Below are 12,213 nucleotides of genomic sequence, written 5' to 3'. Positions count from 1 at the left end.
GCTCCGGGACGGAGGTGGTGGCCGCACAGTCACTCGGCGACGACGCCGGTCGGCTACACGCGCTCGCTGACCTGCTCCGCGACCCGCTCGCCGGGCCGCCGGAGGTGCCCGCTCTCGACCTCGTAGACGTACCCGGTCACGCTCACGTCGTCGGGAATCAAGTCGTGGTTTTCGAGGTATTCGACCTGTGCCGCACACGCCGCGTCGATGTCGTCGGTCATCCGGACCCACTCCGCGAGTGACGCGTCGCCGATATTCAACTCCGGCAGCGCCGGGTCGAGGTCGACGTCGTCGAGGTCGCCGTCGACCGCGGCCTCGAACCCTTCGATCACGTCCTCGTCGGACGCGCTCATCATCCCACAGTCGGTGTGGTTGACGACGATGATTTCGGTCGTATCGAAGTACTGTGTCGTCAGCGCGGCCGAGCGGATCACGTCGTCTGTGACCTTGCCGCCGGCGTTGCGGTAAATCTGTGCGTCGCCCAGCGAGAGGCCGAGCGCGTCCTCGACGGGGATGCGCTCGTCCATGCAGGCGACGACGAGCAACTGCTTGTCTGTCGGAATCCCCTTCCGACGCCGCCGCGCCCAGTCGTCCCGTGCGTCGACACCCTCGTCGACCGATTCGTGGACGTGGCCGGCTTCCGGCTCGTCGTGCTCGTGTGCGCCGTCGCTCCCGTGTGTGTGGTGTGGCATTGCAGAACACGCCTTTGTGCCCCGTGGACTTTACTGCTTGCTCGACAACAGGCCAGCGGACAGAAAGCACACAGTCGAACGGTGCCAGCCGTTCAGTCATCAGTGGCGACCGCGCTGTCGTCGGCATCCCCGTTCTCGATTTCGTTCAGGACTCGCTGGTGGAACTCCTGGAGGACGGCCGACTCGTCCTCCGCGAGGACCACGTCGCTTGCCATCAGCGTCGCCAGGCCGAAGGCACGCGGCGACGGCGAGTCGACGCGGGTCCGGACCACGTCCACGTCGCCGGCCCGTATCGCACGGAGGACGGACTCGATGCCGTCGATGTTCAGTTTGTCCTCCAGAATCTCGCGGTAGGTCTCCTCGACGACGGCGAACTCGCCCAGGTCCTCGGCGAACCCAAGCAGCATCTCCGAGGAGACCTGCTGTTCGCTTGCGGACTTCTCGTAGCCCTTGTAGCGTTTGAGTATCATCAGCGACCGCGTGGCGTTGATGCGGAAGTACCGCTGGAGGAGGTCGGTCCCGTCGAGGCTGGCCCGCAGGTCCTCCCGTGCCGTCTCCGGGTCCAGGTCCCGGACGATGCGCGAGATGTCGACCTTGCGGTTCAGCGGCATCGAGAGGGTGAAGCCGTTGTGGGCGACGGCGACCTGGACGTTCGCGCTGGCCGCCTGCGCGATGTGGTACGCCAGGAGCCGCGAGAAGCCGTCGTTGAACCGCCGGCCGTAGTTCGAGTGGACGTGGTAGTGGCGTTCGTACTCGTCGTGGTCCAGCGTCTCCTCGACGACCAGCCGGTCCGACGTGGCGACGCTCTCTGGACCGGCGTAGGCCACCTGCTCGCGGAACATCCGAGCGATTGCCCGTACGCTATTCTCGTCGACGGGGAACTCTCGGAGCCAGTTGCGGACCTCAGACATCCCGCCGTCTTCCAGCCGGTCCAGCAGTTGGCCCTGGAAGTCGAGTATCTCGCGGCCGAGGTCATACGAGAGGGGGAGCCGCTCGGAGAACCACGACGGGACCGTCGGCCGCGCGGCGGTCCGGTCGACGTACACCTTCGACCCGCGGCGATACCGGTACTCGAAGTTGTCCCCGCCCAGCACGAACACGTCGCCTTTCTCTAAGGTATCCAGGTACGACTCGTCGAGTTGGCCGACCCAGCTGTCGTCGCTCCGGGTGACCACGTCACAGGTAAAGGAGTCCGGAATCGTCCCGATGTTGGTCATGTAGATGACCCGCGCGAGCCGGCCGCGCTTGCCGATGAGGTGCTCGCCCACGTCGTAGTCCTCGTAGTGGTGTTCCCCGTCGGGCGGGTCGTTCGTGTCCCGCCAGATTTTGGCGTAGACGTTCTTGTCCTCCATCCCGGGATAGTCGGCGGTCATGTACCGCATCAACTGCTCCCAGTCACCGTCACCGTAGTTCCGGTAGGGGTAGGCCCGCCGGAGGACGCTCTTGAACGTCGCCTCGGGGCGAACGTCGTTGATTGCCATGCCGTAGACGTGCTGTGTCGCCACGTCCTGTGCGTTCTCGGGGATGAACACGCGGTCGACGAATCCCCGCTCGGCCTTCTCCAGCATCACCGCACACTCGACGAGTTCGTCGCGGTCCAGTGCGATGACGCGGCCCTCGACAGTCTCGCCGAGTTGGTGGCCCGCGCGACCGATGCGCTGGAGGAGCGCGGCGACGGACTTCGGCGACCCGACCTGCACGACGAGGTCGATGTGGGGCATGTCGATGCCCAGCTCCAGACTGGTCGACGTGGTCACCACGTCCAGCGTCCCGGCTTTCAGCGACTCCTCGATGTCCCGGCGCTTCTCCTTCGAGAGCGAGCCGTGGTGACAGCCGGAGTTCGACTCGTCGTAGGCGTCGAACTTCTCGCGGAGATTATGGAGAACACGCTCGGCTCCCGAGCGCGTGTTTGTGAACACGAGCGTGTTGGTGTGGGACTGGATGTGGTCGTGGAGTTGCGTGTAGAACCGCTCGGTGACGATGTCACGGGGCGTGTTGATGAGGTCGTCGGCCGGACAGGACAGCTCCATGTCGAAATCACGGGCGAACCGCGTGTCGACGATTTCGTAGTCGCGGGGGGCCCCGCCGGGCTCCTCGCGGCCGACCAGAAACTCCGCGACAGTGTCCAGTGGCTCGACGGTGGCCGAACAGCCGATTCGGGTCGGCGGTTCCTCGACCATTTCCTCTAATCGTTCCAGCGAGACGGAGAGGTGGGTTCCGCGCTTGTTCTCCGCGAGGCTGTGAATCTCGTCGACGATGACGTACTCGATGGTTTCGAGCTTCTTTTTGAATTTCGGGGAGTTCAGCAGGATAGCCAGCGTCTCCGGCGTCGTGTTGAGGATGTGGGGCGTCGTCTCCAGCATCGCCTGGCGCTCGCTGTCGCTGGTGTCGCCGTGGCGGATGGCGTGGCGGATTTCCACGTCCTCGCCGCGGTCGTCGAGCTTGGCCGTGATGCCGTCGAGGGGCTGTTCGAGGTTCCGGTGGATGTCGTTGGCCAGCGACTTCAGCGGGGAGACATAGAGGCAGTAGACGGAGTTCGCAAGCTCGTTTTCACGGGCCTTCCCGAACAGTTCGTTGATGATGCCGGTAAACGACGCGAGGGTCTTCCCGCTCCCCGTCGGGGCGCAGATGAGGGCGTTCTCGCCCTCGTGGATGAGCGGGATGGCCTCCTTCTGTGGCGGCGTGAAGAAGCCGCCGTTGCCGGGGACGAACTCGCCGAACTGCTCGACCCACCACTCCTGGACGACGGGCGCGAGGCGGTCGAGTACCGCCGCGTCGTCGATGTCGACCGCGTCCGGATCGAAGTCCGGGTCCGTCGCTGCGAGACGCTCGCGTCCTCCCATTGTCGGCTCTTACCGGTCAGTAGGACTGCCACGTCAAGTCGGTTCCGCCATATCGGCGGGGAAAACGCCTAAGCGACCACCGTGTCTGACCAAGGGCATGGCTGAATCCTTCGACGTACTGACGCCGCTAGTGACACCATTCGACGCCGACGGTGACCTCGATATCGCGGGCCTGGAGTCGCTGGTCCGGCACGTCTCAGCGGCCGGCGTCGACGGTATCGTCCCCTGCGGGACGACCGGCGAGTTCGAGACGCTCTCGCCCGGCGAGTACCGGACCGTCGTCAGAACCGCGGCTGACACAGCGCCAGACGACTGCCACGTCATGGTCGGGACGGCGGCGACGGACGTTGCGACCGTCGACGAGCGGATGGCGTTCGCAGCCGAGCAGGGCGCGGACAGCACGCTGGTCGTGCCGTCGTACTACGGCGGCCAGGCCAGCGCAGCGGGCAACGAGGCCTTTTTCCACGCGGTGCTTGCCGACGCTCCCCTGCCGGTCTACCTCTACAACATCCCCGGGGCCGTCGGGCAGAAACTGTCCGTCGAGACGGTCGCCGCGCTCGCTCAGTCCGACGCCGTCGCCGGACTCAAAGACTCCTCGGGTGACCTTTCCTACGTCACCGCAGTCATGAATCAGACGCCCGACGAGTTCACCGTCTACCAGGGCCACGACGGTCTGTTCGTCCCGTCGCTCGTGGTGGGCGGGGACGGCGGCGTCAGCGCGCTCTCGCACCTGCTGTTCGACGACTTAGAGCGGGCGGGGACCGCCATCGAGAGCGGCGACGTGCCACAGGCCAGAGCGGTCCAGCGGGATGTCCTCTCACCGCTTTCGGAGGCGTGTGCCGAGTTCGGCTTCGCGCCCACGGTGAAAGCCCTGCTCGCCGACCGCGGCGTCATCGACCACGCGACGGTGCGACCGCCCCGGGACTCACTGTCGCCGGAGGCGGTCGCGTCGGTGACCGAGCGGCTGGAGTGACCTCAGACTCAAACGAGTCTGTGAGGTTCCACGAGATTCATTACGCTGGGCGGCAGTGAACGGAATATATGTCGTTGCTGCCCTCCCGCGGTCCCGACACGAGCACCTCACAGGACGGGGAGCTTCAGGTCGTCGGGGTCGACGAAGACGTTTCGGCGGTCCTCGACGCCCTTTCTTCGGAAACGGCCAGAGAGATACTCAACACGGTCTACGAGGAGCCGGGCACGCCCTCCGAACTGGCAGACCGGCTCGATATGTCGATACAGAAGGTCTCCTATCATCTGGAGAAACTGGAAGACGAGGAACTCATCGCCGTCGCTGGGGTCCAGTACTCAGAGAAGGGCCAGGAGATGAAGGTGTACGAGCCGCCGGAGGACCCGCTGGTGTTGTTCGTCGGCACGCAGGAGCGCAAGCAGTCCCTCCGGTCGCTCGTCCGCCGCGTCCTCCCTGTTATCGGTATCCTCACCGCGGCCAGCGTCATGCTGCAACTCCTGCTCGGACAGTTCCCGATTCAGTTCGGGAGTGCAGGGGCTGGCGGCGGGGACGCGGGAGCCGGCGGTGACGGTGCCCAAGGTAGCGGGGACGCTGAGAGTCTCGAAGCGGCGAACCGGACAGCCGCGTCGGCCGAATCTACGCCGACCCCGACAGCGTCGGACGACGGTGGGTTCCAGATAGCCGAAGCGACGGAGACACCAGAAGCCACGCCGGCCCCCGAGAGCACTCCGGCCCCGGAAGCCGATACCCCGGTCCAAGCGATGACCGAGGAGGCGCGACAACTGACGACCGAGGCCGCGAGCGGTAGCGGCGGCTTCCACATCGAGCCCGGCGTGGCCTTCTTCCTCGGCGGGCTGCTGGTCCTGACGCTGTACGTCTCGTTCTGGGCGTACAGAAACTACCGCTGAGCCGGTTTGGCGGTCCAGTCGCTTCAGTCAGAATCGAGTCGGTCGGCGACCAGCACGCCAGCCTGCTCGGTGACCATCTCGACGGCCGTCAGCGCGTAGCCAGCATCGGTGAAGGCGTCGGCGAGGACGCCGACCGTCGCCGGGTCGTCAACCTCGGGGCTGTAGAACGGGGCGTCGGGGTCGTCGTCGCCGAACAGCATCACGTCCCCGAGGACGATTCGCCGTGGCCCCAAATCGGCGATGGTGTCGATAGCCTCGCGTTTTTCGTCGTCGCCTAGGTGGTGCATCGCGAAGTTCGACGTAACGACGTCCACTGAACGGTCGACGTTCGGCGCGCGGAAGCGACCGTCATCGAAGGAAACGTTCCCGACGCCGCGCTCCTCAGCTTTCTCCCGCGCTTTGTCCAGCATCCCGTCGCTGATATCGCGGCCGATAACCTCCCGTGCGTCGGGCGCGAGCGCGAACGCGATGGCTCCGGTGCCAGTGCCGAGGTCGAGCACCACGTCGTCAGTTTCGGGGGCTGCGTGCTCGACAACGAAGTCGACACAGGCGCGATACGCCGCTGAATCCTGGTTCTCGTCGTAGGCGTCGGCGTGTTCGGAGAACCGTTCGGCGTGTTCGTCGAGTGATTTCTTCATACTCGCGTCTCGGCGTACTCGCACAAGTGTCTCCCGCTCCGTTTCGTGGGTTTGCCGCAAGCGCGGTTCGGTTAAAATGGTTTTTGAGCCACGGGTGAACTTTTGCTATCCCCGTCCGAAGCATGAACTGCGCCGTCGACGGGTGACCTTCCCACATGGCCGCCCTGACCCCGTCCCCGCCGACGGCCACCGCCCTCACTCCGCTGACGCTCCCTGGTGGTTCCCCTGCCGACGTGTGCCCCCAGACACCAACCCTTTGTCTGTTCGCTCGCTGTCGTCCGGTATGCGTCTCACGTTTCTCGGCACCGGCAGCGCCATGCCGACCGGCTCTCGAATGCAGTCTGGCTATCTACTGGAACGCGGCGGACACCGGCTGCTCGTCGACTGTGGTAGCGGCGTGTTGCACTCACTGGCCCGAACAGATGCGGGGTACGAAGGCGTCGACACCGTCTTGCTGACACATCACCATCTGGACCACGTTTCCGACCTCGACGTGCTGATGAAGGCCCGCTGGCTGGCCGGTGAGACGGACCTCACTATCGCAGGGCCGCCGGGGACAAGCGACCTAGTTCGTGACCTCCTCGAAACACACGACTACATGCAGGACCGGCTGGACCTGACGCTCAGGGACCTCGACGGCGGACCTTTCGAACTGGCGGGGTTCAGCGGCGACACCTGCGAGACGCGCCACTCGATGCAGTGTTTCGCCTACCGGCTCTCTGTCGATGGCGGACCGGCAATAACGCTCGGCGCTGACTCCGAGGCGTTCACGGACCTCATCAAGTTCGCCGATGGCTCGGCCGTGCTCGTCCACGACTGCTCGTTCCCGGACGACGTGGACGTATCGAACCACCCGACGCCGACGACGCTCGGAGCGACGCTCCGCGATGCCGACGCCGAGGTCGGGCGTGTGTACCTCACCCACCTGTATCCACACACGGAGGGACGACACGAGGAGATGCTGGAGTCGATAGCGGACAGCTACGACGGCGACGTGCAGTTCGCCGAGGACGGTCTGACGATAACAGTCAGCTAGACGCGTTCGAGCGTGACGCGGAACTCGGCCCCGCCAGCGTCGCTTTCGGCCACGCTGACACTGCCGCCGTAGGATTCAGTCAACGCCCGAACGAAGCCGAGCCCGAAGCCGGTCCCCGGACTCTCCTGTCCTTTCACACCCATCTCGAAGATATCCTCACGCAGGTCCGGCGAGACACCGCCCCCGTCGTCGCCGAAACAGACGGTGACTTCGTCCGGACTGGCTTCGGCTGGTGAGACCCGCACATGAATCTCACCGTCGTTGTGGACCGCCGCGTTGGACATGATGTTCGTGAACACCGAATCGAGCAGGTCACCGCCGTACACCTGATAGTCGAACTCGGCCGCATCGAAGTCGACGGTCAGCGACTCGTAGTTGGCCTCGATGTCACGGACCGTCTCCCCGAGGACCGTGTCGAGGTCCCGAGGCTCCGGATTGTCTTGTGCTTCAAGCGTCGAGACGAGGTCGCCAACGCGCTGGATGAGGTCGGCGGCGCTCTCGGCCGCACGCTGGATCTTGCCGGCGTACTCTTTCGTCTGGCCGTCGACCTGTCCCGCGACGACATCGGCGAACCCGGCGATGACCTGAAGGTCGTTGCCCAGGTCGTGGCGGAGAAGCCGGTCGTACATCTCGATCATCTCCTTTCGCCGTTCCAGGTCCCGGTGTGCCCGTTCTAGCCGTTCACGGGAACGGATGTTGGAGATGGCCGTCGCGGCGTGGGTCGCGAGAATCTCCATCGGTCTGACGTACTCGTCCCCGAACTCCTCGACGGTTTGTGACCGTGTGACCAACACCGCTGTCACCTCGTCACCCATCCGGGCCGGGACAGCCAGCGCACCCGTCACGTCCGAGTCGGCCGTGACAGCGGCGTCAGCGCCCTGTTCGACGAGCGTCTCGCCGGCCTCCTGCGCCCGTCGAGCCAGGTCACTGGGTGGCTCGCCCTGAACGAGATTCGGGTTCGTGCTGTGGACGACCCGGAGGTCGTCGTCACGAACCTCGACGAACGTAGAGTAGGAGAACTCGAACAGCAGCGACATCGCTTCGAGCGTGAGGGAAACGACCTCGTCGACGGACTCACACCGATTGAGCGCCTGCCCGTACTTGTTCAGGTCGGCGACCTGTCTGGCAAAGTCCTGTTGTTCTTCGAACGACATATCACCCACTCCTCGCAGACATTGGAACTACGTAGCAATAGTGAGCGGGGCAAAAAACGGTTTCGGGGGCTCTGTTGAAACCCTCAGCAGTTGATAGTTTTGCGTGCTCAATCGTTCAGTACAGAGCTAACATTAATCGATCACTCTGAATGGTCAAGATTGGTTGAGTAGTTACCAGCCAATAGAACGACTGTTGGAGCCGACCAGCGGCATCAGTCGCGCTGGGATAAGATGTTGTGGAGTTGCCAGAGTGAGGACACCTCGTATGTCGGTGCAACGTCAATCCCACTCTCAGTCGGACGTTCACGTCGTAGCAGTACAGAGTCGATGCCGGCGTTATCAGCCGCCTTGACATCGATCTGCTGATCACCGACGTACAAAGCGCTCTCAGCACCCAACGTTTCCAGCGCAGCCTGGACGTTATGCGGGTTGGGCTTCTGACGTTCCAGCCCCGACGGCGTGAACCGACAGCCTCTCACCGTCTCGAAGTAGCTGGTCAGGTCAAACCGCCCCAGGAGGAACGAGAGTACGTGCGGGTGGTTGTCGCTAACTACACCCATCGGGTAGTTCAACTTCTTAACGGCGGCGACGTCATCATATACTGAGCGGAGCCCCGACCGGATCTCGGTTAGTTGCGCCCGAACTCCTTCGCGGGCGGCCTCGGCGCAGAAGGTATCGCGCTCGATTCCAGCCGACCGGCAGCGCTCGGTGATAGACGAAAGATTGCCCCGGAAGAAGTCGGCGACCATCTGTTCGGGCGGGTCGGACAGTTCAAACCGCCGCTGAACACGGCGCATCGCCTCCGTCATAACCGTCCTGTCGGGCATCTCTACGATGACACCATCACAGTCGAACAGTACCGCGTCGTAGCTCATCTTAAATAGTATATGATACATCAAATGTATAACGCTATCTGGTGGGATACGTTCAGAGGGTGAGTACTGCTCATGGGGTGAACACGACGTACCGAAACGCAGAAGTGTCATACCGGTAGTGATAGACTATGAATCGTTCTGGCGAGACCGCGCTGGAACGACTTGAATTCTTGATCGCGTCTCCGAATCGGTACCGACTACTGCGGTCGCTTTCGGAGGGTGCGGCGTCGTCTGACACACTCGGAGAGGAACTTGACCTCCCACGGTCAACGCTTCGGCGGAATCTTACTGCCCTTGAGAACCAGGGGTACATCTCCCAAGTCGTTACGGAGAATCGATACGAGGTCACCGTAGCGGGAGAGATCGCGTGCAAAGCGGTCAGAAACGCGCTTTCGACGGTCGAACTTGGAGCCTCGGTCGGCCCCTTCTTCGAGCGGTTCCCGGCCGAACTCCCAATCGGTCCGGACACGCTCATGTCGTGCGACATTACAATATCGACGACCGATACTCCGTTCGAGCCGCTCTACCACGTCCGCCGGAACGTGATGGGTGCGGCCTGCGTCAAGGGATTCGTGCCGACCATCAATCCGCTCTACATCGACACACTCCAGGAGTGTATCGACGAGGATCTGACACTTGAGGTCGTCGCACCTCCATCAGGGTACGAATCTGCGAGCCCTGACTACGACGAGACGCTCGACGCAATTGGGGCGTCTGAAAACATCACACTCTACGAGTCGGGTTCGGTCCCGGAGTACGCACTTGGGATTATCGACGAGACGGTGCTACTCGGAGCGTTCGACGAACGAATGCGAACCCACTCGGTAATAGCAGCACCGTCGCAATCGGAGCTCCGACGGTGGGCAGCGGAGAGGTACGACGAAATCAAGGCGACCGCCACGCCGCGCTAAGGAAACTCCCCGACAAGGTCTCGCCCCGAAGAACTTCATGATCGTGTACCAGACGCTCACACGCCCAACTGACGGCGTGAGGAACGATTCTTTGTGTCGGGCACTGATTCCTCTCGTGATAACCAAAATATCTCACACAGTTTGCTGGTCTTGTTTAAATAGTCACCAGATGAGAAATTCTGATCCCGTTTCGGTCAATACACACCCACCTATCGATTGTTTCGGTAGCGATAATGTCGAATCAATAGGATTTCAATAGAGCTGTTTCGGGGGAACCACCGGCGAGATGAAAAATAACATACAGGTATCGTGGGTACGCGGTCTCAATCGAGTCGGTACCGAAGTAGCGCGGCGATGCCACCGAGGTTCGAGAGCTGCTGGCCGGGCGCGAACTCCGCGGAGAAGACGGTCACGTCGCCGCCTTTCTGCTCTGTCGTCTCGATGATCTGGTCGACGTCGATGTCCCAGTCGCCCTCGCCGGCCCGCTCCAGTCGGAGCCGCTCGTCGAGCACGAGCAGCGTCTCGATAGCGCCGTAGTCGGCCGCCTTGGCGACTTCCTCCGGGCCGTAGGCCACCTCCGAACCCGACCCGATGCGCTCCATCAGTTCGTCGATGTAGTCCGCCTCCTCGGCGATGCGGGTCTGCTGTTGGACATCCTCAACGGCACCGCGTTTGAGCACCTCGTGGACACCACGGTCGCCGACGGCCGACGTGTCTACGACGGTAATCTGTTCGGCGATATCGGGAATCTCGTCCTGAAAGTGGTCCAGGGCGTCCTGTTTGGTGAAGCCGGGACCCGCAAGGATGTAGGCGTCCACGTCCTGCCGTTTGAGGACTGACGCCAGCTCGTCGAACAGTTCCTTCCGTGGACGGGCGTACTCCCCCTTTCCGGTCGTCGAGGTGATGGTCGCCCGCTCCTCGGTGCCGTACTGGGCGACGGTGTGGACGTGTGCTTCGCCCTCCTCTACAGTTGCAATCGCAACGTCAGGATTCTCCGTCGCTTCGACGGCCTCCTCCAGTCGGTCGGCCTGGTCGGGCTTGAGGTGTTTCTCGACGGTGAGTTCGGTGTGTTCCTCGACGTTGAGCGTGTGGTGGAAACCGAGCTGGTCCTCGCGGGAGCAGTCGACGATTTCGCCGCCCACGCGGAGCCGGTTGGCAAACTTCGCGAACTCCACGTCGGTGACCTCGATCTGAATCCACATCGGTTCGCGCTCGCCGCCCTTGTCCCGGAGGTTGTCGTCGTTGCGCTGAATGCGCCGCGTCGTGTCGCCGGAGACGAGATCCCCGGGCTCGATGACATACGAGAGATGCCAGAGATCATCCAGCGTCTCTGGGACCACCTCGATGCGTTCTGCCCCTTCCGCGGTGGTCTCCTGGCTCGGTATTTGCATACTGAAGCGTCCGCTTCAGGGACACAAGTGTTCTGCCATTCGATGCGCCGACGGTCCGGGTCAGGCCGCAGGCTGTGCGTCAGGCGTCTCATCGCCAGCGTCGACGGCGGGCATGTCTCGCACGGCGGTCCCGACTGCGTAGGTCCCCGCCACGTTCGCGTAGAACGTCACGAAGGGAGCCAGCACTGCGCCGATGACGACGGCGTTCAGCGCGCCGATGATGACGCCGGCGAGCAGACTGATACCGAACGCGACCAGCCAGCCGGTAGCGTAGGTCCGACTGAACGCGAGCCGGCGGATTTCATCCGGTGCGAACGCCGCCGCAATGGCGTCCGTCCGGACGTACGCAACGATTGCGGCCGGGAGTACGTACGCGATGGCGAGCGATAGCACAGTCATCGCGAGCGTTGCGACGAGGACGATGATGGCGACGGCCAGTCCGCTTCCGGTCCCGTTGCCGCCCAGCCCCAGCGTCGCGCCGCTTGTGAACACCGCCACGAGAGCGATGGCCGCCGGGATGAGTGAGTAGGCGAATCCGATGACGAACACCTTCAGGCCGTCCATGCCGAGGTCGCCCCAGTCGTCGAACACCGGTGGCTCGGTTTCGCCGTTCAACACCGCCCGGAGCGTCCGGGTGATGTAGCCGAGAACGAAGAACACCGGTACGACGAGGAAACTCAGGAGCAGCAGCACGCCCCCGATGGCGATGGTTTTCACTGCGCTGTCACTGTCTCGTGGATACGAGAGTGCTTCTTGGAACATGATGGTACTCCGTGACATCAGCCTGGCCGGCGTGGC

Annotated in this window: 11 protein-coding genes; 4 read left to right on the top strand and 7 right to left on the bottom strand. The window is 63.4% G+C overall.

Annotated features, from left to right (window positions below; all coding sequences use genetic code 11):
• Nucleotides 1–53: 53 nt before the first annotated feature.
• Both DVK01_RS15690 and DVK01_RS15685 read right to left on the bottom strand, forming a co-directional pair.
• Complete coding sequence (locus DVK01_RS15690) at nucleotides 54–692, bottom strand: carbonic anhydrase (RefSeq protein ID WP_121537507.1); 639 nt, start codon at nucleotides 690–692, stop codon at nucleotides 54–56.
• A gap of 92 nt (nucleotides 693–784) precedes the next feature.
• Entirely contained in the window at nucleotides 785–3,535 is a 2,751-nt protein-coding gene (locus tag DVK01_RS15685) for an ATP-dependent helicase (protein ID WP_121537505.1), read from the bottom strand.
• Nucleotides 3,536–3,632: 97 nt separating this feature from the next.
• Here DVK01_RS15685 and DVK01_RS15680 point away from each other — a divergent pair, with 97 nt between their 5' ends.
• Both DVK01_RS15680 and DVK01_RS15675 read left to right on the top strand, forming a co-directional pair.
• Entirely contained in the window at nucleotides 3,633–4,508 is an 876-nt protein-coding gene (locus tag DVK01_RS15680) for a dihydrodipicolinate synthase family protein (protein WP_121537503.1), read from the top strand.
• 68 nt (nucleotides 4,509–4,576) lie between these two features.
• Nucleotides 4,577–5,410: a winged helix-turn-helix domain-containing protein gene (locus DVK01_RS15675; protein ID WP_121537501.1), complete on the top strand. Its 834-nt coding sequence runs from the start codon at nucleotides 4,577–4,579 to the stop codon at nucleotides 5,408–5,410.
• A 23-nt stretch (nucleotides 5,411–5,433) separates the two neighbouring features.
• Here the strand turns inward: DVK01_RS15675 and DVK01_RS15670 are convergent, their stop codons facing one another.
• Complete coding sequence (locus tag DVK01_RS15670) at nucleotides 5,434–6,048, bottom strand: class I SAM-dependent methyltransferase (RefSeq protein ID WP_121512268.1); 615 nt, start codon at nucleotides 6,046–6,048, stop codon at nucleotides 5,434–5,436.
• A 283-nt stretch (nucleotides 6,049–6,331) separates the two neighbouring features.
• Here DVK01_RS15670 and DVK01_RS15665 point away from each other — a divergent pair, with 283 nt between their 5' ends.
• Nucleotides 6,332–7,084 (top strand): MBL fold metallo-hydrolase, encoded by a 753-nt coding sequence (locus DVK01_RS15665; protein WP_121537499.1) that lies wholly within the window; start codon nucleotides 6,332–6,334, stop codon nucleotides 7,082–7,084.
• Here the strand turns inward: DVK01_RS15665 and DVK01_RS15660 are convergent.
• Both DVK01_RS15660 and DVK01_RS15655 read right to left on the bottom strand, forming a co-directional pair.
• Complete coding sequence (locus DVK01_RS15660; protein ID WP_121537497.1) at nucleotides 7,081–8,238, bottom strand: ATP-binding protein; 1,158 nt, start codon at nucleotides 8,236–8,238, stop codon at nucleotides 7,081–7,083. The two genes, DVK01_RS15665 and DVK01_RS15660, sit on opposite strands and share 4 nt — an antisense overlap.
• A 212-nt stretch (nucleotides 8,239–8,450) precedes the next feature.
• Nucleotides 8,451–9,113: an HAD family hydrolase gene (locus DVK01_RS15655; RefSeq protein ID WP_014040419.1), complete on the bottom strand. Its 663-nt coding sequence runs from the start codon at nucleotides 9,111–9,113 to the stop codon at nucleotides 8,451–8,453.
• A gap of 128 nt (nucleotides 9,114–9,241) precedes the next feature.
• Here DVK01_RS15655 and DVK01_RS15650 point away from each other — a divergent pair, with 128 nt between their 5' ends.
• On the top strand, nucleotides 9,242–10,024 hold the full coding sequence (locus DVK01_RS15650) for a winged helix-turn-helix domain-containing protein (RefSeq protein WP_121512266.1): 783 nt from the start codon (nucleotides 9,242–9,244) through the stop codon (nucleotides 10,022–10,024).
• A gap of 323 nt (nucleotides 10,025–10,347) precedes the next feature.
• Here the strand turns inward: DVK01_RS15650 and DVK01_RS15645 are convergent, their stop codons facing one another.
• Nucleotides 10,348–11,415 carry an mRNA surveillance protein pelota gene (locus DVK01_RS15645; protein ID WP_121512265.1) on the bottom strand — a complete coding sequence of 356 codons (1,068 nt, stop codon included), beginning with the start codon at nucleotides 11,413–11,415 and terminating at the stop codon, nucleotides 10,348–10,350.
• 60 nt (nucleotides 11,416–11,475) lie between these two features.
• Nucleotides 11,476–12,177 carry a DUF4013 domain-containing protein gene (locus DVK01_RS15640; protein WP_101351439.1) on the bottom strand — a complete coding sequence of 234 codons (702 nt, stop codon included), beginning with the start codon at nucleotides 12,175–12,177 and terminating at the stop codon, nucleotides 11,476–11,478.
• Nucleotides 12,178–12,213 lie beyond the last annotated feature (36 nt).

It is taken from the genome of Haloarcula sp. Atlit-120R, from assembly GCF_003665885.1.
Classification (GTDB): domain Archaea; phylum Halobacteriota; class Halobacteria; order Halobacteriales; family Haloarculaceae; genus Haloarcula; species Haloarcula taiwanensis.
Note: the sequence above shows the minus strand (reverse complement) of the source record. Positions and strands in the feature narration are given on the sequence as shown.

Coding starts and splice junctions, on each gene's coding strand:
- DVK01_RS15690 (WP_121537507.1), bottom strand. CDS start 692: ATGCCACACCACACACACGGGAGCGACGGCGCACACGAGCACGACGAG.
- DVK01_RS15685 (WP_121537505.1), bottom strand. CDS start 3,535: ATGGGAGGACGCGAGCGTCTCGCAGCGACGGACCCGGACTTCGATCCG.
- DVK01_RS15680 (WP_121537503.1), top strand. CDS start 3,633: ATGGCTGAATCCTTCGACGTACTGACGCCGCTAGTGACACCATTCGAC.
- DVK01_RS15675 (WP_121537501.1), top strand. CDS start 4,577: ATGTCGTTGCTGCCCTCCCGCGGTCCCGACACGAGCACCTCACAGGAC.
- DVK01_RS15670 (WP_121512268.1), bottom strand. CDS start 6,048: ATGAAGAAATCACTCGACGAACACGCCGAACGGTTCTCCGAACACGCC.
- DVK01_RS15665 (WP_121537499.1), top strand. CDS start 6,332: ATGCGTCTCACGTTTCTCGGCACCGGCAGCGCCATGCCGACCGGCTCT.
- DVK01_RS15660 (WP_121537497.1), bottom strand. CDS start 8,238: ATGTCGTTCGAAGAACAACAGGACTTTGCCAGACAGGTCGCCGACCTG.
- DVK01_RS15655 (WP_014040419.1), bottom strand. CDS start 9,113: ATGAGCTACGACGCGGTACTGTTCGACTGTGATGGTGTCATCGTAGAG.
- DVK01_RS15650 (WP_121512266.1), top strand. CDS start 9,242: ATGAATCGTTCTGGCGAGACCGCGCTGGAACGACTTGAATTCTTGATC.
- DVK01_RS15645 (WP_121512265.1), bottom strand. CDS start 11,415: ATGCAAATACCGAGCCAGGAGACCACCGCGGAAGGGGCAGAACGCATC.
- DVK01_RS15640 (WP_101351439.1), bottom strand. CDS start 12,177: ATGTTCCAAGAAGCACTCTCGTATCCACGAGACAGTGACAGCGCAGTG.